The following is a 17,663-nucleotide window of genomic DNA, read 5'->3' as shown; positions in this document are numbered from 1 at the left end:
CTGGGGATCCGTTGCCGACAGGTGCCGGCCCGGCTTAGAGCTGGAGTAATCGGAACAGGGCGATCTTGTTGATTTCTGCCAACGCACACTTGAACTCGACGTCTGCCGGGTTGTGGATGCGCGTTTCGAACGCGGCGAGGATCTGGTGCCGGTCGCTGCCTTTTACCGCCATGATGAAGGGAAACTTGAACTTGGCTTTGTAGGCTTCGTTCAGCTCGGTGAAGCGTTGAAACTCTTCGGCCGTGCATTGGTGGATACCGGCGCCAGCTTGTTCGTGGGTGCTGGCTTCGGTGAGTTGGCCCTGAACGGCAGCTTTGCCGGCCAGGTCCGGGTGAGCATTGATCAGTGCCAGCTGGCTGGCGTGATCGGCGCTCAACAAAATGTCACTCATGCGTTGGTGCAGGGTCTGGATGTCATCGACGCTGGCGTCCAGGCCCAAGTCGTAGGCCATTTCGGCCACCCACGGCGAGTGCTCGTAAGTATCGGCAAAGGCTGCCACGAACGCTTCTCGGCTCAGTTGGGAAGGCTTGAGGGTGGTGAAGGCGCTCATAGGGCTGTCTCTGCGTTGAAAGGGTGAGTGGCGTGCCAGTGGCGGGCAATGTCGACGCGGCGGGTAAACCAGACCTGTTCGTGACTTTTGGCGTATTCAATAAACCGCTTAAGGGCGGCCAGACGGGCAGGGCGGCCAATCAGGCGGCAATGCAAACCGATGGAAAGCATTTTTGGCGATTCAGCGCCTTCGGCGTAAAGCACGTCGAAGGCGTCCTTTAAGTACTGGAAAAACTGCTCGCCCGTGTTGAACCCTTGCACCTGAGTGAAGCGCATGTCGTTGGTGTCCAGCGTGTACGGAATCACCAGATGCGCTTTGCCTGTGGGGTTATTCGGTTCCCAGTAGGGCAGGTCATCGTCGTAGGTGTCGGAGTCGTACAAAAAGCCGCCTTCTTCCATCACCAGTCGCCGCGTATTGGGGCCTGTGCGCCCGGTGTACCAGCCCAGAGGGCGTTCGCCGGTGATCTCGGTGAGGATGCGGATCGCTTCGAGCATGTGCTCGCGTTCCTGGGCTTCATCCATGTACTGGTAGTCGATCCAGCGATAACCGTGACTGCAAATCTCATGGCCTTCGGCGACCATCGCGCGAATGACATCCGGATGGCGCTGGGCGGCCATCGCCACGGCGAAGACGGTGAGCGGGATGTTGAATTCGCGAAACAGTTTGAGCACGCGCCACACGCCGGCGCGGCTGCCGTATTCATAGAGCGATTCCATGCTCATGTTGCGCTCGCCTTGCAGTGGCTGCGCGGACACCATTTCCGAGAGGAACGCTTCAGACTCTTTGTCGCCGTGGAGGATGTTGCGCTCACCCCCTTCTTCGTAGTTGAGTACGAAAGACAGGGCAATGCGGGCGTTGTCCGGCCAATGAGGGTGCACAGGGTTTGGACCGTAACCAATCAGGTCGCGTGGGTAGTCGGCGCTCACTGCAGTCTTCCTTATTGTGGGTGTTAACAGTTGATTGGCCAGACCTGGCGTCACTGTGCTGGCCTGATTGTATACAACTTTATAATCCATTTGTAACCCTGCATGCATGCATTTTTACCATGTATGTTTCTGGAAAGGTACTTGCAAGAAACTTGCCTGATTGGTCAGGTTATGAATCCGAAGTCGCTTTAGGCTATGGCTTTCGTGGAATACGGCTCGAAGCCGCGTTAAACGCGGGCTGCGCTTTGTCGGGGTTTTAATTGTGTACAATTTTGATAATAAGTGTCTTAATCTTTGCAGCGCCGTTTTTTTGGGTGGCCCCAAAAAGGTTCGGCAATGCTTTTATTTACCGCTGGGTGGAGGTTGCGCAATCGTATGGGACGTTTGACTACGCACGTTTTGGATGCTGCACACGGCTGTCCGGGCAGCTCGATCAAGGTTGAGCTATACCGGGTGGAGGGTTCGCAATTGACGCTGGTGGCGACGGCGCTGACCAACAGTGACGGTCGTTGCGACGCGCCGCTGTTGCAGGGTGATGACTATCAGTCCGGGGTTTATCAGGTGCAATTCAGTGCGGGGGATTACTACCGTGCACGTGGCGTGCAACTGCCCGAGCCGGCGTTTCTGGATGTGGTGGTGCTGCGTTTCGGGATCAGCGCCGAGCAGGACCATTACCATGTGCCGCTGCTGATATCGCCCTATAGCTACTCGACGTACCGCGGCAGCTAACGGTTTCGTTCTGCGCATGTGGTTCTTTGCCCGCTCACACTGCGGGCTTTTTTTTGCCCGCAGATTGCCACTCGTAGCAGCTGCCGAAGGCTGCATTCGATTGCGAAGCGATCGCAAAATCAGCGGCTCGGGTTAACTGAGAGACCACGCACTCTGGTTTTACGACGGCTGCGCCGCCGAACGCAGCCTTCGGCAGCTGCTACGAACGGCGCATCGTTTTAACGGCTCAACAACGACGCGGTGCCCGCCACGCTGAACAGTCCGGCACTGACGCGGTTAAACCAGCTCTGGCCCTTGCCGCTGCGCAAATAGCCCGCCGCACCGTGGGCGCCAAGGCCGTAGGCCAGCTTGCAGAGCAGGTCGAGCACGGTCCAGGTCGCGATCATGACCAGCAACTGTGGGAGGAACGGCTGCCCAGGGCTAAGAAATTGCGGCAGGAAGGCGGCAAAGAACAAAATATCCTTCGGGTTGCTGGCGCCCAGTACGAACGCGCGCCCAAACAGTGCGCCAAAGCGCGGTTTCGGTGCGGCTACAGGTACATTCGCCGCCGTGGCAGGCTCGCGTGATTGTTTCCAGCTTTGCCAGGCCAGATAAAACAAATACAGCGCCCCCACGATTTTCAGCACGCTGAACAGTTGCTCCGAGGCCAGCAGCAGGGCGCCCAGGCCCAGTGCCGAGGCACTGAGCAGGCAAATCGAAGCCAATACCCCGCCCAGAAAGGCCGGATAAGAACGCCGCAGGCCATAGTTCAAACTGTTGCTGATCATCAATAGCGACAGGGGCCCCGGTATCAGAATCACTATCAATGCCGCGCTGCTGAACAGCAGCCAGGTTTCCAGACTCATCATGTCCTCCATGCACAATCCCCCGCGCACCATTGCCGGGTCACTCGATTTATGACTTTGTATACAAAAAAAGCAAGTTTTGTTTTTAGTTGGCGTGGTGCATCAAGACAGTCGGCTCTGGCCCAGCGCCGTGTTGATGGCCAACCAGCCATTGACTGCCTCTTCGCCAGCCTGGACGAAGACCCGTTGCAGCAGCTTGACCTGTTCGCGGCGTAAATTGGCTTCAAAGCGCACCCCCTCTACGGTCAGCTCCAGCAGTCGCTTGCGCTTGTCGGTCTCGGGAGCCACGCTGCGCACCAGGCCCATTTCTATGAGCTGGCGCAAGGGTGTGTTCAGTGCTTGCTTGCTCACGCCGAGCAGCGAGAGCAATTCTTTGACGCTGACGCCGGGGTGATGGGCGATAAAAAAAACGATGCGCTGATGCACCCGACTCAGCCCACGACGCGCCAGCATTTCGTCCGCTTTGGCGGTAAATGCTTGATAGCCAAAGAAGAACGCTTCCATGGCGTTACGCTGAATGGTTGGATTTTTAAGGTCAAGCATATTGACGTATCTAGGCTTCGCGGCGTAATTTCGGTCAATCAGTTTGACTTATTTCCAATTACTTCTGCTACCGGTGATCTGTATGGCCTTCTCCGAACGTGTTTCCCGCCTGAAAAGCTCTTTGATTCGCGAAATTCTGGCTGCGGCCCAGCGTCCGGAAGTCATGTCGTTTGCAGGCGGTCTACCGGCTGAAGCCATGTTGCCCAAAGTTGACTGGAGCGATATGCCCGCCTCAATGGGCCAGTACGGCATGAGTGAAGGCGAGCCGGCGTTGCGTGAAGTGCTGGCCGCTGAAGCCCGTGCCTTGGGCGTGGATTGTGACGCCAGCCAAGTGATAGTGCTGAGCGGCTCGCAACAGGCGCTGGACCTGGCAGCCAAGCTGTACATCGACAAAGGCACCGAGATCATGCTCGAAGCGCCCACTTATTTGGCCGCGTTGCAGATCTTCCAGCTGTTCGGTGCTGAATGCCTGAGCTTCCCGCTGCTGGCCGACGGTCCGGATCTGGCGGCGCTGCGCGTTGAGTTGACTCGGCACAAACCTGCGTTCATCTACTTGATTCCGACTTTCCAGAACCCGTCTGCCGTGCGTTACAGCGAAGCGAAACGTGATGCCGTGGCGGCTTTGCTGGATGAGTTTGGTGTCACCCTGATTGAAGACGAGCCGTACCGCGAATTGAATTTCGATGGCGGCAGCGCCACGCCCATTGTCAGCCGTCTGAAAAAAGCCAGCTGGATCTACACCGGGACTGTTTCCAAAACCTTGCTCCCGGGTTTGCGTGTCGGGTTCCTGATTGCCAGCCCGGATTTGTTCCCGCACTTGTTGCGCCTTAAGCAATCGGCGGACTTGCACACCAACCGTGTCGGTCAATGGCAAGCCTTGCAGTGGATCGGCACTGAAAAGATGAGCAGTCACCTGGCTGAACTGCGCGATTTCTACCGTGTGCGCCGCGATGGCTTCCAACTGGCGCTCGAAGAGCATTTCAGCGACCTGGCAGACTGGCATGTGCCTCAAGGCGGGCTGTTCTTCTGGCTGACTCTAAAGCAGCCCTTCGATACCCGCACTTTGCTCAAGCCTGCGCTGGAGCAGAACGTGGCGTTTATGCCGGGTGAGCCGTTCTTCGCCAATCCGGATGAAAACGTCGGCAGCCTGCGCCTGAACTTCAGCCATATCGACCCTGAGCGTCTGCACGAAGGTCTCAAGCGTCTTGCTTCGGTTATTCGTCAAGCACAGGCCGCACAGGCTGCCTAAAGGAGTTGTGATGCTCAAGGTTTACGGCGATTACAACTCGGGCAACTGTTACAAGGTCAAGTTGATGCTGCATTTGCTGGGCCTTGAGTATCAGTGGCACTCGGTCGACATTCTCAAGGGGGAGGCGCAAGCACCCGCGTTTCTGGCTAAAAACCCGAACGGCAAAGTGCCGGTGCTGGAACTGGAAGACGGTACATGCCTGTGGGAATCCAATGCGATTCTTAACTTTCTGGCCGATGGCAGCGAATTTTTGCCGGGCGAACCGCGTTTACGCACGCAGGTGTTGCAGTGGCAGTTTTTCGAACAGTACAGCCACGAACCCTACATTGCGGTAGCGCGGTTTATCGAGTTTTACCTCGGCTTGCCGCAGGAGCGTCTTGAGGAATATCGCAAGCTGCAAACTCGCGGTTACAAGGCTTTGGACGTGATGGAGCAGCAGTTGGGGCGCACGCCATATCTGGTGGGCGAGCATTACTCCATCGCCGACGTGACGCTGTATGCGTACACCCATGTGGCGCATCAGGGCGGTTTTGATCTGAGTGCTTATCCGGCTATCACGGCATGGCTGGAGCGAGTGGCCAGCCACCCGCGCCATGTGACCATGTTGCAGTAGTCGCTGACGGCTCAGCGTTTAAACTGCCCCAAACCGCTGGTTCAGGTAGTCAATGATCACTTTGGAGTCGTACATCCAGGTGGTCTTGCCGTCTTCTTCGATGCGCAGGCAAGGCACTTTGATCTTGCCGCCTTGCTCCAGCAGGGTCTGGCGATCCTGCTCGTTATTCTTGGCGTCACGCAGTGCCACGGGCACGTTCAAGCGACGCAGGTTACGACGGGTTTTTACGCAAAACGGGCAGGCATGAAACTGGTACAGGGTCAGGCCTTTGGCAGCTTGATCGACCTGCGCCTGTTCGGCTGCGCTGCGTTGTTTTTTGCTTGGGCGGGTAATGAAATCGCCCGCGATGATCAACTGACCCAGGCCTACGCGAAGCGCTTTGATAAACACAGTAAAAGCCTCATTGGCGTTTAAGAAAGCGCGAAGCTTACCTGAAATTGGCAGGCGAAAAAAAACCGGCGATGAGCGCCGGTTTTTTTTGGCACGCCGAGTTACTTGATCAAGCTAAGAAACTCAGTGCGCGTGGCCGCATTGTCGCGGAATTCGCCCAGCATCACTGAGGTGATCATCGACGAGTTTTGCTTCTCGACACCGCGCATCATCATGCACATGTGCTTGGCCTCAATCACCACGGCAACGCCCAGGGCACCCGTCACCTGCATGACGGCGTCGGCGATCTGGCGGCTCAGGTTTTCCTGAATTTGCAGGCGACGGGCATACATGTCGACGATGCGCGCAACTTTCGACAAGCCCAGCACTTTGCCGCTTGGAATGTATGCGACGTGAGCCTTGCCGATAAACGGCAGCAAGTGGTGTTCGCACAGCGAGTAAAGCTCGATGTCCTTGACCAGTACCATTTCGCTGTTGTCCGAGCTGAACAAGGCACCGTTGGTGACTTCTTCAAGCGTCTGCTCGTAACCGCGGCAAAGGTACTGCATGGCCTTGGCGGCACGCTTTGGCGTGTCCAGCAAGCCTTCACGGGATACGTCTTCACCAAGCTGGCCCAGAATGGCGGTGTAGTTTTGTTCCAATGTCACAGGGCTATTTCCATGCGGGTTTCATAGTGGCACTTCGTCGGGTCGTACCAATGTTGTACCAATCAGGCGGTGTTCGAGTGTCCCGAGCTCGCTCCAGTGCGTACTGGAATCAAACCACTGAGCGTCAGTTGATAGCAACCCTTGCACGCTGTGGCCAAGCTGATTGGTGATAAACGCAGGGTTCATGCCTGCCATGGGGCACATGGTAGCGTAGGTGTGCCTCCAGTTGCATGAGCGACGTACGATGAAATTCGGATTTGGCAGGCTTCGCGCAACGGTGCATCCGCAAAATGGCTCAGAAATACCCGTAATGCCAAGAGACATTAACTGACAGCGGTGGGGTGTTGCGCCCCCCCTTGAATGGTTCTTTTGTTCGGCTTCGTACAATTGAATCGGAAAGGGCCGACATCAATTATCCAGTACCCCTTCATAGAATCGCCTGCTCATCAATCAGGCGGATTGCTATATGGCTCAAGAGCCCTGGAAGGATTACTGCTGCCCGGCGTGCTATGCCCGGGTATTGAAGGCGAGGGCCAGGGCCGTCGAACTCAAAAGCAGGGAAGTGCCTTACACCCCCGCGCCGCCACGACCGTCCCCCAAACCTGCGCCGCCCCCCACATTACAACCGCCGACCAAAGGCTGTGTGTTTGCCAAGTCGTGCACGTTGCCCAATGGCGTGATCGAGCATAAAAATCCCAATGGTTTTGTGCCCCTTGAGTCGCTAACCGAGTACGGCGCTTACGCGGTACTGGGAACGGTGGGTGAGATCACCTCGGCTGGCACGCCATTGGGCTGGGTGGGCGGCTCTGGCAGTGCCGCCTCTGTGGTCACACGATTGGGCGGCAGCCTGGCGCTCGCGGCGACCAGCACAGGGTCGGCAGTCGCGGCGCCCTTTCTGGTGGGCAGTGCCGCGTTACTGATGCCCAACACGACCTCGTCTGACAGTGCTTTTTATAAGTCCGAGCAATACGCCCAACTGAGCCAAGGCAATACCCAGGTTCGAATGAACCTCAAGTATCTGGACGATGACGCGGTGAGTGTTTACGGGTTCTACACCGGCAACCAACCGGATTGGAGGCAGGTTCCGGTCATTGCGGCGGTACCCCGCGGCGAACAACTGGTGGCTGACGTCGGCAACGGTCTGGAGGTTATCTGGACCCCGGCCGTCGACACCGGCGCGGTGCTGGGTATCCCGGCACTGGAAGGAATGACGCTCAAGCCTGGGGCCTGGGTATTCCCGGCGACCGAGCAAACCGACCGGATTCTGGAAAACCCGGAACATCCACCGCAGTACCAGGATTTCATCATCTGGTTTCCCACCCAGCCGCAGATTGCGCCGATCTATCTGTCGCTCAGTGTGCGCTATGCGCCGGGAGTGGTGTCAGGAGCAGGGGAGAATGTGTCGGGTGTATGGCTTGATCATGCCAGCAGCGGCATGGGGGCGCCCATTCCGACGGCAGTGGTCGATGTGCTTCGGGGGAGAACGTACAGCAGGTTTGATTCGTTCAGGCGTGCGTTTTGGAGAGAGGTTTCGAGGGTGCCGGAGCTGGCGGATCAGTTCAATGTTCGAGTTTTACAGAAGGCACAGAAAGGAAATGCTCCATTGGTAGATTTTTTCGACAAAGCAGGGAAAAGACAACGTTATGAGTTACATCATTTAACGCGAATAGTGGATGGTGGTAGCGTATATGACGTCGATAATATACGTGTAAACATCCCTAAAAATCACATAGCGCTTCATGAGCAGGAGTGAACATGGAACTTAGAAAAGCATTGAGCGACTACACTGAACGTCAGTTTGAACAGTTTGTTCAGGAAATGATTGACGATGTTGGTACGGAAAATTATCAAGACGAATTGATGTATCACTTTGATCTTCTTGTGGGGGAACTAGGTGGGACTAATTTGATTTTTTACCCTCAGCCCGGTGTAGATGACTCAGCAGAAGGCATCACAAAAACGGTTAAAGCATGGTGCGAAGCCAGAGGCTTGCCCGGTTTTAAATCACGGTTTTAAGGCTCTGGATATTGTAAAGCTCTGGAGAATCCGAATGACTGCTTACTCAATTGCTATTTAGGATTGGGCAGGCAATGCATGGTTTTAGTTTTGAAATGCATTGCAGGGTGCGAATAGTCGATGGTGGAGCGGTTTATGGTGTAGACAACCTCCGTATAAATACCCCTAAAAATCACATAAAGCTGCACGAAAGAGAGTAATTATGGAACTTAAGAAGTCGTTAAGTGAATACACCGAAGCTGAATTCAAAAGGCTTGTACAAGAAATAAGTGAGGATATTGGTACTGAAAAGTATCAAGATGAATTGATAGGGCATTTCAGAGATCTAGTTAACGGGGTGGGCGGGGCAGATTTGATTTTCTACCCTGAGCCCGGCGCAGATATTTCAGCAGAAGGCATAATGAACACGGTTAAGGCAAGGTGCGAGGCCAAGGGCTTGCCCGGTTTTAAATCACGGTTTTAGGATTTATGAAATTACGTGAAACTTAATGATGGAGAGTAAAATTGGAATTTAAAAAAGCATTGAGCGATTACACGGAATATGAATTCAAACAACTGATCACAGAAATAAAAGAAGATGTTGGTACGGAAAAATATCAGGACGATTTAGTATTTTATCTTAATGAGTTGATCGGGCCCGTTGGTGGTTCTGATTTGATCTTCTATCCGAAGCCTGGAGCAGACAAGTCAGCTGAAGGTATCGCTAAAACTGTTAGCGATTGGTGCGAAGCCAGCGGTTTGCCGGGTTTTAAACCTCGGTTTTAGGACTCTCGAAATCACGTAAAACTCAATGATGGAGAGCGAGTATGGAATTAAAAAATACGCTCAGTGATTACACGGAGCTCGAGTTCAAGAAATTAGTCAACGAAATAATAAAAGTTTATGGCACCGAAAAATATCAAGATGAGTTGATAATTCATTTCAGATTTTTGGTTAAGGACGTTGGTGGGGCGGATTTGATTTTCTACCCTGAGCCTGGCGCAGATGTTTCAGCAGACGGCATAATTAACACCGTAAAAGCTAGGTGCGAAGCCAAAGGCATGCCGGGTTTTAAACCAAGGTTTTAAAAGTCTTCTTGCGAATTCCACATTTGCCTGTCACCCGTTTTTAGATAGGGACAGGCAGGTACGTGGGCGGCAGAAAACTAATGGCATGATCGCGCATTTGGTTTTTTGCACGTACCGAGGGGGCCTGATAGTCAACCTCACTGCCGTCAGACGGTAGTACGCAACTCGTTCGGCACTCCCTGTGTCGCGACCCGACGTTATTCGTCGCGACCCTCCATCATGGTGCGTTTAAGCATGACATATACCGCTCCGGCGCCACCGTGTTTAGCCTGGCAGGAGCAAAATCCCAGTACCTGTGAGTGCTGTCGCAGCCAAGTGTTGACGTGGCTTTTGATCATGGGGCGCTTGCCGTCCAGGCGCACGGCCTTGCCATGGGTCACGCGCACACAGCGCACTTCGAGGCGGGTGGCTTCGCTGAGAAATTCCCACAGGGTTTCCCTGGCCTTCTCGACGGTCATGCCGTGCAGGTCAAGGCTGCCCTCAAAGCTGATCTGGCCAAGTTTAAGTTTGCGCATCTGGCTTTCTTGCACGCCGTCACGCGCCCAGCTCAACTGATCTTCAGGGCCTACATCAATGACAAACTGGTCAGACAAGCCGTCGATAATGGTTTCATTGCTGCGCACGATAGCGTTTTGCCGCAGCTTGGCCAGTTGCGCACGGTCAGCTTTGGGTTTTCCAGTGTCAGCCCGATCATGTTTGATCGGTTTAACACCGCGAATTTCATTTTTAAAAAGAGAAAAGTCGTCGTCTTGCATGTCAGCCTCCGCGAAGGTCGGACAGTTTACCCAAGTCGACGGCTAACGTGCGCTGGATGTGCCTCAGTCGCGTTTTTTCATCAGGTGCGCTGCCATGTTAAGGCCCAGGGGTTGGCGCATCTGGCGGCGCCGACGGCGCCACAGCCATGCACCCAGCCACGTGATGAACAGGCCGATGACAAGGACGACGGCAGCACCCGCGGGGCTGGCGTTGAGGTCGCCCAGTGCCGCCGGTTGGCCAATCAAGCTGCTGGCACCCACGACAAGCACGAGTGCACCGCAGAGGGTCAGTAGAGCTGCGAACGTCAGTACCAGTCGCGAGCGCCAGTTACTGTGTGCTTTGGGACGCAAGCGCCGCGCATCAAAACCATCGGCGATTTTCATTCCGATATTTCCTTAAAGGGTATCGGCCCTTCGACAGGAACATGGGCAGGTTGTTCCGGAGGATGTTCAGAAATGAAGGGTAAACGTGTCGCAGAGGGTGTTTACCGATAGGCGGCGCAGTCGTCCGCCTATCCAGAGGCGCGATCAGATGAGGTTTTGAGTCAGTGCCAAAGTAGCAAAATTGTCATTCATGATGGCCATTTCGGTTCTCTGCACGTCGGCGGCGGGGATGATGCCATCGCGTGTAGGCAAGTCGCGGGTGGCGCATGCATCTTCGACCAGGGTGCAACGAAAACCATAGTCCTTGGCGGCGCGCACGGTGGTGCTGACGCTGGAGTGGCTCATGAAGCCGCAGACGATCAAGTCCAGCGGGCCGGCTTTTTCAAGCGCTTCTTTAAGACCTGTGTCATTGAACGCGTTGGGCATGCGCTTTTCGATGATGACTTCATCGTCGGTGGCCTCAAGGCCTTTGATAAATTCGCCGCGCTCGCCCTGCGGGTCGAACAGGCCGCCAACGGTACCCAGATGGCGTACGTGGATCACCGGACGCTTGGCCCTGCGGGCTGCTTCGAGGAGCGCAGCAATGTTGGCGGTGGCGGCCTCCATTCCCGACAGGGCCAAAGGCCCGCTGAGGTATTCTTTCTGCGCATCGATGATCAGCAAGCTGGCATTACTCAGGCTGGCTGCGGCATAACCACGCCCGGTAAGTTGAAACATCGTCTTTAAAGCGGACATTCAGGGGCTCCTTTGGGTAGGGCTTTTGCGACATTCTCCACTGACCGAGCGTTTATGTGAATGGCTAGTCGTGTAAGGCACGTAGTTGTTGGCCTACAGCGATGTCAAGTGTCAGCGCATCATTGCAAAAATGTACAAAATGGAACGAACCGTGCCTTCAGGCAGGGTTTTTTGCTTCAGTGCCTGGGGTTCAAACCACCGCCGGGCACAACTTTGGCTGTCTAGAGGTTTGGCTGTTAGAATCGTCGGTCGATTTTTAGGAGTAAGGCCATTGATCACTTCCCGCCTGCGCACTTTGCGCGACCATATTCGCTGGGCCGTTAGCCACTTTCATGGGGAAGAGCTGTTCTTTGGTCATGGCACCGACAATGCTTGGGACGAAGCCCGTCAATTGGTGCTGGGTGCACTGAACCTGCCTTGGGAAATCGCGGACAGCTACCTTGATTGCCGTTTGGAAGACGATGAGCTGGTCAATCTGCAGCATTTGCTCAAGCGCCGAATCGAAGAGCGTGTGCCAACCGCTTATCTGCTGGGTGAAGCCTGGTTCTGCGGCATGTCGTTTATCGTTGATGAACGCGTGTTGATCCCGCGTTCACCGATTGGTGAGCTGATTGAAAAACGCTTTGAGCCTTGGCTGGCCAGCGAGCCTGCGCGCATTCTTGATTTGTGTACCGGCTCGGGCTGTATTGGCATCGCGTGCGCGTACGAATTCCAGAACGCCGAAGTGGTGCTGGCCGACCTGTCGTATGAAGCCCTCGAAGTCGCCAATCAAAACATCGAACGCCATGGCGTGGATGAGCGTGTTTACACGGTTCAGGGCGATGGCTTCGATGGCCTGCCGGGCCAGCGTTTTGACCTGATTGTGTCAAATCCGCCGTATGTCGATGCTGAAGACTTTGCCGATATGCCAGCGGAATATCAGCATGAGCCTGAATTGGGTCTGGCGTGCGGGGATGATGGGCTCAATCTGGTGCGTCGTATGTTGGCCGAAGCAGCTGATCACATGACCGAAAAGGGTTTGTTGATTGTTGAAGTGGGCAACAGCCAGGTTCACGTTGAAGCGCTTTACCCGGAAGTTGATTTTGCCTGGCTGGACTTTGAACGTGGCGGTCACGGCGTGTTTATGTTGACGGCGCAGCAATGCCGGGAACATCAAGCGCTGTTTGCTTCGCGCGTTTAAGATGGGCCAGTAGCTGCTGACGAGGAACGAAGGCTGCTCGTCAGCGGCTACAGTTTTTTGCTTGTGCGATCCGTACCTAGCGGTGCGTCGCAATCCATATCAGCAGAGCGGCCTGAAAGACTGCAAAAGCCACCAGGCAGGTGATGGTGAAGCGCAAACCGATGTCTTCTCGCTGAAACTTGCTGATCCTGTCTTCTTTAGCACGCAATTTTACTTCTTGCTCCTGCAATGTCTGTTCGGCTTGCTGGAGCATCTGCGCGGCTTCAAGAATTTCCACTAACTGCAATTTTTCACTGTTCCAGGTGGAGTAGAGGTCGCTGACTTCTACGGCCTTTATGTGGGCTTTGAGATGCAGGACATCTTCGTACACCACGTCAAAGCCTTGGGTGCGCAAGCTATGGTCGCGCCGCTGTCGAGTGTCTTCGCTCAAGGCATCCCGGCTCGGCAAGCTCATTTTTTCAACTGTGTAGCGCGAATGTTTTTTCTGCGCCCACAGGATGGCCTGCGCCATCAGGAAGCGTCCGATACCTCGGTTCAGAGGTTCAATTTGCAAGCCGCTCTCGGGGGTGATGCTCACTTGTCGGGTGGCATGGTCCAGCCAGACGTCGAGATGGTTCTGTTCTTTGCGCACTTTCTGGTTGGGCAGCAGGATGCTCAAGCGCAAGAGGCTGAAGTCTTTGTTGTGGCGTTCGGTGTACCCGAACTGGACAAAACGCAATGGCCGAGCGCCCGTGCTGCGATCCGTTGGCAGAGGTGCCAGGCGCAGCATTTTGAAATGCTCGGGTTGCACGTCCGCCCAAGGGCGTGTGGTCGCCTCGGGCGGTGCCGGCTCTTCAGTGCCCGCGTGTGGTGTTGGGGTGTCGCTCATAACGGCAGAATCCTGTGCAAGCCCGGTATGTCGGGCAAGCAAAGGCCGCCGACACCGGCTTATCGGCCGTTATGCGCAGGACTGGAGGGTTTGCCTGCATTCACTTTAGTGATGAAGCGCACAGTTCGATCGCCCAATTCCCCCGCGAGTCGCTGATTGGGATCGTTGTAGGACTGAGCCTGACGTTTCATGTCCATCGGGACAATACGCATCACGTGGTTCATGCCATTGATCAACGTCAGGACGGCATCGGGTTTGGCTGCCTTGAGCAAGCGCGCATCTTTGACGTCGACCTGAATGTCGTGAGTGCCCTGGATAATCAAGGCGGGCATTTTCAATGCGGAAAAAGCGGTGGCCGGGTTGTAATGCAGCAGGCTGATCATGTACGGCTGCACGCTGGGGCGGAACACGGCTTCGAGGTCTTTGGGCACGTTATCGTCGGTATGACCGGCTTCCAGTGAGCTGATCAGTTCAAAGCTGCGTTTGAGCAAGGCGGGCGGCAAATGATTACGTTGCAGTTGCTCACGCAATAACGCGCCGACCGGGCGCCCTGTACCCGCAATCGAGATCACACCGGCGGCCCCGATGCGCGGGGCAGCGAGGCTGGCAATCAGGGCGCCTTCGCTGTGGCCCAGTACAAATACCTTGCCGAAGCGCGGGTCAGCCTTGAGCTTCTCGCCCCAGGCCACTGCATCGTCAACGTATTTGTCCACACTCAGTTGTCGCTCGTCCGGGGTCGCGGGCTGGCTTTGGGCAATCCCGCGCTTGTCAAAACGCACGCTGGCGATGTTGCTTTGGGCCAGGCGCCATGCCAGTTTTTTCAAGGCGTCGTTACGCCCGCCAATCGGGTTGTTGCCATCACGGTCAGTTGGGCCGGAGCCAGCCAGGATCAGTACGACTGGCACAGGCTTGTCGCTTTTTGGCAGCACCAGTGAGCCATAGAGCGTGCCGGAACCCGTGTCCAGTTCAATAGGGCGCAGCAGAACATTAGAAGAGGTGGCCGCCAGGGCCTGAGTGCAGAACAGGGTCAGCGCTAAAAAGAATATTCGCAGCATCGTTACGCCATCATTGTCTAATGTGCCGGTTCTACAAACCCGGATGAGTAAGGTTGGAGGATGAACTACTAGGGCAGCCTGCGTATACTGGCGCGCATAGTAAACGAGGTTGAATTTAATCAACTGTTTTTCGCGGAGCTCCCTGCATGTCCGGCAATACCTACGGCAAGCTGTTCACTGTCACTACCGCAGGCGAAAGCCATGGCCCGGCGTTGGTCGCCATTGTTGATGGCTGCCCGCCCGGGCTTGAGCTGTCCCTTGAAGACTTGCAACGCGATCTTGACCGCCGCAAGCCCGGCACCAGCCGGCACACCACACAACGTCAGGAGCCGGACGAAGTCGAGATCCTTTCCGGTGTGTTCGAAGGGCGTACGACGGGCTGTGCCATTGGCCTGCTGATTCGCAATACTGACCAGAAGTCCAAGGACTACTCGGCGATCAAAGACCTGTTTCGCCCCGCGCATGCCGATTACACCTATCACCACAAATACGGTGAGCGTGATTATCGCGGTGGTGGGCGCAGTTCTGCACGTGAAACTGCCATGCGGGTTGCCGCGGGTGCTATCGCCAAGAAGTATCTGGCAACCCAAGGCATTGTGATTCGTGGCTATATGAGTCAACTGGGCCCGATCGAAATCCCGTTCAAGACCTGGGATTCGGTCGAGCAAAACGCCTTTTTCAGCCCAGACCCGGACAAAGTGCCAGAGCTTGAAGCTTACATGGACCAACTGCGTCGCGATCAGGACTCGGTGGGTGCCAAAATCACGGTGGTGGCCGAGGGTGTCATTCCAGGTTTGGGTGAGCCGATTTTTGATCGTCTGGACGCCGAACTGGCCCACGCTTTGATGAGCATCAATGCGGTCAAGGGCATTGAAATAGGTGCAGGTTTCGCCAGCGTTGCCCAGCGCGGCACCGAGCATCGCGACGAGCTGACGCCTGAGGGGTTTGTGAGCAATAACGCGGGCGGCATTTTGGGCGGTATTTCGTCCGGTCAGCCGATTGTTGCGCATCTCGCGTTGAAGCCCACCTCAAGCATCACCACGCCGGGTCGCTCGATTGATGTGCATGGCAACCCGGTCGACGTGATCACCAAAGGTCGTCATGACCCCTGTGTGGGCATCCGCGCCACGCCAATTGCCGAGGCCATGATGGCCATTGTGCTGATGGATCACCTGCTGCGTCACCGCGGGCAGAATGCCGATGTGCGTGTGAGCACGCCTGTGCTGGGCCAGTTGTAATGCAGGGGCGTATGGGTGCCGTGGTCTGACGACCGTGGCACCACTTCCTTACTGGCGGTTGTCAGGCTTCTACCTTTTCTACTTCGCCTTGCTGGGGGCTACAGCGCCGTATCTGGCGCTGTACTTCCACCATCTCGGCTTCTCCAGCGCAAGAATAGGCGAGCTGGTGGCCATCCCGATGTTGATGCGCTGTGTGGCGCCGAATTTATGGGGCTGGCTGGGCGACTATACGGGGCGACGCTTGCTGATTGTTCGGCTCGGCGCACTGTGCACCTTGCTCAGTTTCAGCCTGATTTTTGTCAGCAAGAGCTATGCCTGGCTGGCACTGGTCATGGCCCTGCATGCGTTCTTTTGGCATGCGGTGCTGCCGCAGTTCGAAGTCATCACCTTTGCCCATTTGCGCCAGCAGCCCGAGCGTTATAGCCAGATCCGGCTGTGGGGCTCGATTGGTTTTATTTTGGCCGTGGTGAGTCTCGGGCGCCTGTTTGAGTGGCTGGATCTGGATATTTATCCTGCGGCCGTGCTCGTCATCATGGCAGGCATTGTGGTGTGCAGCCTGTGGGTGCCCGGAGCGCAGCCGTCCAGCGAGGGGCGCAAGGTGCTGCTCGGCGGGTTTGTTCAGCAGTTGCGCAGTCCCGGAGTGCTGGCGTTTTATGCCTGTGTGGCATTGATGCAACTGAGCCACGGGCCGTATTACACCTTTCTGACCTTGCACCTAGAAGACCTTGGCTACAGCCGGGGTGTGATTGGCCTGTTGTGGGCGTTGGGTGTGGTGGCAGAGGTACTGATGTTTCTGGCCATGCGACGCATCTTGCTGGCATTTTCGGTACGAAGAGTACTTATGGTCAGCTTTGTGTTGGCGGCCCTGCGATGGCTGATGCTGGGCTCGTTTGCCGAATACCTGTGGGTATTGTTGCTGGCTCAGCTGCTGCATGCGGCCACTTTTGGCAGTTTTCACGCCTGCGCCATGGCCTTCGTTCAACGCAGCTTCGGGCCCGGCCAACAAGGTCAGGGGCAAGCGCTATACGCTACTTTGGCGGGCATCGGGGGGGCTGTGGGTGCGCTATATGCCGGTTACAGCTGGAACACACTCGGCCCGACTATCACCTTTAGTATGGCAAGCGCCGCAGCATTGGCCGCAGCCGTTATCATCGCAACTCGACTGCAAGAGGACAGGCCATGAGCCTTACCCGTGAACACTTGAGCCTGGAAATCATAGAAGCCGGGCGCTTCCTGTACGGTCGTGGCTGGTCGCCTGCCACCAGTAGCAACTATTCGACCCGACTTTCGGCCACCGAGGCGTTGTTGACGGTTTCGGGTAAACATAAAGGCCAGTTGGGCCTGGATGATGTACTGGCTACCGATTTGTCGGGTAATAGCCTTGAGCCTGGCAAAAAACCTTCTGCCGAGACCTTGCTGCATACCCAGTTGTACCGCTGGCGGCCTGAAATTGGTGCCGTGTTGCACACGCATTCTGTGAATGCGACCGTACTGTCGCGGCTCACGCCCGGTAACAGCCTTGAGTTTGAAGATTACGAACTGCAAAAAGCCTTCAGCGGTGTGTCGACCCACGCATCGAAAGTGCAGGTGCCTATTTTTGACAATGATCAGGACATCGAACGTCTGGCAGGCAAGGTTCAGCCGTGGCTTGAGGCTCATCCTGACTGCGTGGGTTACTTGATCCGTGGGCACGGTCTGTACACATGGGGGGCGCGAATGAGCGATGCCTTGCGTCAGATCGAGGCCTTTGAGTTCTTGTTTGAATGTGAGCTCAAAACCCGTGCCGTACTTAACCGTTAACGCTGACTTCACTGTGAAGAAGCTCACCGCCTGAATTCAATGGTTTGCCTGAACGGCCTGTAAAAGCCGAAAG

24 protein-coding genes and 1 pseudogene are annotated in these 17,663 nt (G+C 55.7%); 13 read left to right on the top strand and 12 right to left on the bottom strand.

The genetic code is table 11. The features are described 5' to 3' along the window. Positions 1–34 precede the first annotated feature (34 nt). Both uraD and puuE read right to left on the bottom strand, forming a co-directional pair. A complete protein-coding gene (gene uraD, locus FJD38_RS00990; protein ID WP_146383682.1) occupies positions 35–550 on the bottom strand; it encodes a 2-oxo-4-hydroxy-4-carboxy-5-ureidoimidazoline decarboxylase in 516 nt (171 codons plus the stop codon). After that, positions 547–1,476: an allantoinase PuuE gene (puuE, locus tag FJD38_RS00985; protein ID WP_146383681.1), complete on the bottom strand. Its 930-nt coding sequence runs from the start codon at positions 1,474–1,476 to the stop codon at positions 547–549. Before puuE ends, uraD begins: the two co-directional genes overlap by 4 nt. Positions 1,477–1,851: 375 nt before the next feature. On the opposite strand from puuE, the gene uraH reads away from it, so the two are divergent. After that, positions 1,852–2,205, top strand: a complete 354-nt coding sequence (uraH, locus tag FJD38_RS00975; RefSeq protein ID WP_122782965.1) for a hydroxyisourate hydrolase — start codon at positions 1,852–1,854, stop codon at positions 2,203–2,205. A gap of 218 nt (positions 2,206–2,423) precedes the next feature. On the opposite strand, the gene FJD38_RS00970 is transcribed toward uraH, so the two are convergent. After that, positions 2,424–3,050 (bottom strand): LysE family translocator, encoded by a 627-nt coding sequence (locus FJD38_RS00970; RefSeq protein WP_146383679.1) that lies wholly within the window; start codon positions 3,048–3,050, stop codon positions 2,424–2,426. Between the two features lie 102 nt (positions 3,051–3,152). Continuing rightward, the gene (locus FJD38_RS00965) at positions 3,153–3,593 is read right to left on the bottom strand and encodes a MarR family winged helix-turn-helix transcriptional regulator (protein WP_146383678.1); all 441 of its coding nucleotides are present in this window, start codon (positions 3,591–3,593) and stop codon (positions 3,153–3,155) included. A gap of 82 nt (positions 3,594–3,675) precedes the next feature. On the opposite strand from FJD38_RS00965, the gene FJD38_RS00960 reads away from it, so the two are divergent. Together FJD38_RS00960 and FJD38_RS00955 are read left to right on the top strand one after the other, a co-directional pair. Continuing rightward, entirely contained in the window at positions 3,676–4,842 is a 1,167-nt protein-coding gene (locus tag FJD38_RS00960; RefSeq protein WP_146383677.1) for an aminotransferase-like domain-containing protein, read from the top strand. A gap of 10 nt (positions 4,843–4,852) precedes the next feature. Further along, a complete protein-coding gene (locus FJD38_RS00955) occupies positions 4,853–5,455 on the top strand; it encodes a glutathione S-transferase family protein (RefSeq protein ID WP_122782961.1) in 603 nt (200 codons plus the stop codon). 18 nt (positions 5,456–5,473) lie between these two features. On the opposite strand, the gene FJD38_RS00950 is transcribed toward FJD38_RS00955, so the two are convergent. The 3 genes and pseudogenes from FJD38_RS00950 to FJD38_RS24725 all read right to left on the bottom strand — a co-directional run. Next, positions 5,474–5,845, bottom strand: a complete 372-nt coding sequence (locus FJD38_RS00950) for a glutathione S-transferase N-terminal domain-containing protein (RefSeq protein ID WP_122782960.1) — start codon at positions 5,843–5,845, stop codon at positions 5,474–5,476. Between the two features lie 101 nt (positions 5,846–5,946). Then, on the bottom strand, positions 5,947–6,492 hold the full coding sequence (gene folE, locus FJD38_RS00945) for a GTP cyclohydrolase I FolE (RefSeq protein ID WP_122782959.1): 546 nt from the start codon (positions 6,490–6,492) through the stop codon (positions 5,947–5,949). Positions 6,493–6,513: 21 nt separating this feature from the next. After that, positions 6,514–6,732 (bottom strand): annotated as a pseudogene (locus tag FJD38_RS24725) (site-specific integrase); the annotation flags it as partial. A 226-nt stretch (positions 6,733–6,958) separates the two neighbouring features. On the opposite strand from FJD38_RS24725, the gene FJD38_RS00935 reads away from it, so the two are divergent. The 6 genes from FJD38_RS00935 to FJD38_RS00915 all read left to right on the top strand — a co-directional run bounded on the left by FJD38_RS00935 (position 6,959) and on the right by FJD38_RS00915 (position 9,575). Further along, positions 6,959–8,245 carry an S-type pyocin domain-containing protein gene (locus FJD38_RS00935; protein WP_146383675.1) on the top strand — a complete coding sequence of 429 codons (1,287 nt, stop codon included), beginning with the start codon at positions 6,959–6,961 and terminating at the stop codon, positions 8,243–8,245. 2 nt (positions 8,246–8,247) lie between these two features. Then, entirely contained in the window at positions 8,248–8,508 is a 261-nt protein-coding gene (locus FJD38_RS00930; RefSeq protein ID WP_146383674.1) for a bacteriocin immunity protein, read from the top strand. Between the two features lie 74 nt (positions 8,509–8,582). Then, positions 8,583–8,708 carry a hypothetical protein gene (locus FJD38_RS25100; RefSeq protein ID WP_425281159.1) on the top strand — a complete coding sequence of 42 codons (126 nt, stop codon included), beginning with the start codon at positions 8,583–8,585 and terminating at the stop codon, positions 8,706–8,708. Positions 8,709–8,710: 2 nt separating this feature from the next. Continuing rightward, a complete protein-coding gene (locus tag FJD38_RS00925) occupies positions 8,711–8,971 on the top strand; it encodes a bacteriocin immunity protein (RefSeq protein ID WP_146383673.1) in 261 nt (86 codons plus the stop codon). Between the two features lie 41 nt (positions 8,972–9,012). After that, complete coding sequence (locus FJD38_RS00920; RefSeq protein ID WP_146383672.1) at positions 9,013–9,273, top strand: bacteriocin immunity protein; 261 nt, start codon at positions 9,013–9,015, stop codon at positions 9,271–9,273. A 41-nt stretch (positions 9,274–9,314) separates the two neighbouring features. Further along, positions 9,315–9,575, top strand: coding sequence for a bacteriocin immunity protein (locus FJD38_RS00915; RefSeq protein WP_146383671.1), 261 nt, complete (start codon positions 9,315–9,317; stop codon positions 9,573–9,575). Between the two features lie 197 nt (positions 9,576–9,772). On the opposite strand, the gene FJD38_RS00910 is transcribed toward FJD38_RS00915, so the two are convergent. From FJD38_RS00910 to FJD38_RS00900, 3 genes are all read right to left on the bottom strand, one after another. Beyond that, a complete protein-coding gene (locus FJD38_RS00910) occupies positions 9,773–10,330 on the bottom strand; it encodes a Smr/MutS family protein (protein WP_059762984.1) in 558 nt (185 codons plus the stop codon). 63 nt (positions 10,331–10,393) lie between these two features. After that, on the bottom strand, positions 10,394–10,714 hold the full coding sequence (locus FJD38_RS00905; protein WP_146383670.1) for a hypothetical protein: 321 nt from the start codon (positions 10,712–10,714) through the stop codon (positions 10,394–10,396). Positions 10,715–10,858: 144 nt separating this feature from the next. Then, positions 10,859–11,449: a cysteine hydrolase family protein gene (locus tag FJD38_RS00900; protein ID WP_122782952.1), complete on the bottom strand. Its 591-nt coding sequence runs from the start codon at positions 11,447–11,449 to the stop codon at positions 10,859–10,861. A 271-nt stretch (positions 11,450–11,720) separates the two neighbouring features. Here FJD38_RS00900 and prmB point away from each other — a divergent pair, with 271 nt between their 5' ends. Further along, on the top strand, positions 11,721–12,629 hold the full coding sequence (prmB, locus tag FJD38_RS00895; protein WP_146383669.1) for a 50S ribosomal protein L3 N(5)-glutamine methyltransferase: 909 nt from the start codon (positions 11,721–11,723) through the stop codon (positions 12,627–12,629). Positions 12,630–12,705: 76 nt separating this feature from the next. On the opposite strand, the gene FJD38_RS00890 is transcribed toward prmB, so the two are convergent. Further along, positions 12,706–13,497, bottom strand: coding sequence for a hypothetical protein (locus tag FJD38_RS00890; protein WP_146383668.1), 792 nt, complete (start codon positions 13,495–13,497; stop codon positions 12,706–12,708). A 59-nt stretch (positions 13,498–13,556) separates the two neighbouring features. Then, positions 13,557–14,552, bottom strand: a complete 996-nt coding sequence (locus tag FJD38_RS00885) for an alpha/beta hydrolase (RefSeq protein WP_146383667.1) — start codon at positions 14,550–14,552, stop codon at positions 13,557–13,559. 146 nt (positions 14,553–14,698) lie between these two features. On the opposite strand from FJD38_RS00885, the gene aroC reads away from it, so the two are divergent. From aroC to FJD38_RS00870, 3 genes are read left to right on the top strand one after another with little or no spacing between them, the layout of a single operon-like run. After that, on the top strand, positions 14,699–15,790 hold the full coding sequence (gene aroC / locus FJD38_RS00880) for a chorismate synthase (RefSeq protein ID WP_122782948.1): 1,092 nt from the start codon (positions 14,699–14,701) through the stop codon (positions 15,788–15,790). Between the two features lie 34 nt (positions 15,791–15,824). Next, entirely contained in the window at positions 15,825–16,973 is a 1,149-nt protein-coding gene (locus FJD38_RS00875; RefSeq protein ID WP_146383666.1) for an MFS transporter, read from the top strand. After that, positions 16,970–17,590, top strand: coding sequence for a methylthioribulose 1-phosphate dehydratase (locus FJD38_RS00870; protein ID WP_146383665.1), 621 nt, complete (start codon positions 16,970–16,972; stop codon positions 17,588–17,590). Before FJD38_RS00875 ends, FJD38_RS00870 begins: the two co-directional genes overlap by 4 nt. Positions 17,591–17,663: the final 73 nt, after the last annotated feature.

Origin of the sequence: Pseudomonas saxonica, assembly GCF_007858365.1 — a bacterium.
In the GTDB taxonomy this organism is placed as follows: Bacteria; Pseudomonadota; Gammaproteobacteria; order Pseudomonadales; family Pseudomonadaceae; genus Aquipseudomonas; species Aquipseudomonas saxonica.
This window is presented reverse-complemented; position numbering and strand designations above follow the sequence as displayed.

What these genes read in the sequence shown, in the direction of transcription:
- uraD (WP_146383682.1), bottom strand. Translation starts at nt 550, where the DNA reads ATGAGCGCCTTCACCACCCTCAAGCCTTCCCAACTGAGCCGAGAAGCG.
- uraH (WP_122782965.1), top strand. Translation starts at nt 1,852, where the DNA reads ATGGGACGTTTGACTACGCACGTTTTGGATGCTGCACACGGCTGTCCG.
- FJD38_RS00970 (WP_146383679.1), bottom strand. Translation starts at nt 3,050, where the DNA reads ATGAGTCTGGAAACCTGGCTGCTGTTCAGCAGCGCGGCATTGATAGTG.
- FJD38_RS00965 (WP_146383678.1), bottom strand. Translation starts at nt 3,593, where the DNA reads ATGCTTGACCTTAAAAATCCAACCATTCAGCGTAACGCCATGGAAGCG.
- FJD38_RS00960 (WP_146383677.1), top strand. Translation starts at nt 3,676, where the DNA reads ATGGCCTTCTCCGAACGTGTTTCCCGCCTGAAAAGCTCTTTGATTCGC.
- FJD38_RS00955 (WP_122782961.1), top strand. Translation starts at nt 4,853, where the DNA reads ATGCTCAAGGTTTACGGCGATTACAACTCGGGCAACTGTTACAAGGTC.
- FJD38_RS00935 (WP_146383675.1), top strand. Translation starts at nt 6,959, where the DNA reads ATGGCTCAAGAGCCCTGGAAGGATTACTGCTGCCCGGCGTGCTATGCC.
- FJD38_RS00930 (WP_146383674.1), top strand. Translation starts at nt 8,248, where the DNA reads ATGGAACTTAGAAAAGCATTGAGCGACTACACTGAACGTCAGTTTGAA.
- FJD38_RS25100 (WP_425281159.1), top strand. Translation starts at nt 8,583, where the DNA reads ATGCATGGTTTTAGTTTTGAAATGCATTGCAGGGTGCGAATAGTCGAT.
- FJD38_RS00925 (WP_146383673.1), top strand. Translation starts at nt 8,711, where the DNA reads ATGGAACTTAAGAAGTCGTTAAGTGAATACACCGAAGCTGAATTCAAA.
- FJD38_RS00915 (WP_146383671.1), top strand. Translation starts at nt 9,315, where the DNA reads ATGGAATTAAAAAATACGCTCAGTGATTACACGGAGCTCGAGTTCAAG.
- FJD38_RS00910 (WP_059762984.1), bottom strand. Translation starts at nt 10,330, where the DNA reads ATGCAAGACGACGACTTTTCTCTTTTTAAAAATGAAATTCGCGGTGTT.
- FJD38_RS00905 (WP_146383670.1), bottom strand. Translation starts at nt 10,714, where the DNA reads ATGAAAATCGCCGATGGTTTTGATGCGCGGCGCTTGCGTCCCAAAGCA.
- FJD38_RS00900 (WP_122782952.1), bottom strand. Translation starts at nt 11,449, where the DNA reads ATGTCCGCTTTAAAGACGATGTTTCAACTTACCGGGCGTGGTTATGCC.
- FJD38_RS00890 (WP_146383668.1), bottom strand. Translation starts at nt 13,497, where the DNA reads ATGAGCGACACCCCAACACCACACGCGGGCACTGAAGAGCCGGCACCG.
- FJD38_RS00885 (WP_146383667.1), bottom strand. Translation starts at nt 14,552, where the DNA reads ATGCTGCGAATATTCTTTTTAGCGCTGACCCTGTTCTGCACTCAGGCC.
- aroC (WP_122782948.1), top strand. Translation starts at nt 14,699, where the DNA reads ATGTCCGGCAATACCTACGGCAAGCTGTTCACTGTCACTACCGCAGGC.
- FJD38_RS00870 (WP_146383665.1), top strand. Translation starts at nt 16,970, where the DNA reads ATGAGCCTTACCCGTGAACACTTGAGCCTGGAAATCATAGAAGCCGGG.